The organism is Rhizobacter sp. P2_H2, assembly GCF_056403375.1.
Genome location: NZ_JBFUFP010001772.1, coordinates 1 through 610 on the forward strand (window position 1 = coordinate 1; position 610 = coordinate 610).

Genomic DNA, 610 nt, shown 5'->3' on the forward strand with positions numbered 1-610 from the left:
GACCTGCGCGCGCTGACCGCGAAGACCTACACGAAGGCCGTGTTCGGCTCCGAGCAGATCGCGCCGCTGACGGCGCTGCGCCCCGGGCTGTACCTGGAAGGCCTGTCGAACGGCCCGACGCTCGCCTTCAAGGACATGGCGATGCAGCTGCTCGGCAACCTGTTCGAGTACGAACTGGGCCGCCGCGGCGAGACGCTGAACATCCTCGGCGCGACCTCGGGCGACACCGGCAGCGCCGCCGAGCATGCGATGCGCGGCAAGCAGGGCATCAACGTCTTCATGCTGAGCCCGCACGGCCGCATGAGCCCGTTCCAGCAGGCGCAGATGTTCAGCCTGCAGGATCCGAACATCCACAACATCGCGATCGAAGGCGTGTTCGACGATTGCCAGGACATCGTCAAGGCGGTGTCGAACGACCTGGCGTTCAAGCGCGCGCACCGCATCGGCACCGTCAATTCCATCAACTGGGCGCGGCTGCTCGCGCAGGTGGTGTACTACTTCGCCGGCTGGCTGCAGGCCACGCGCGACGGGGCGGCGCAAGTCAGCTTCGCGGTGCCGTCGGGCAACTTCGGCAACATCTGCGCCGGCCACGTGGCGCGCCGCATGGGCC

The 610-nt window shown here is 67.9% G+C and carries 1 protein-coding gene; it reads left to right on the forward strand.

Annotated elements, in window-relative coordinates; genetic code table 11:
• The coding region (thrC, locus tag AC1D15_RS36125) for a threonine synthase (protein ID WP_477829875.1) at window positions 1-610 on the forward strand (610 nt) is incomplete at both ends.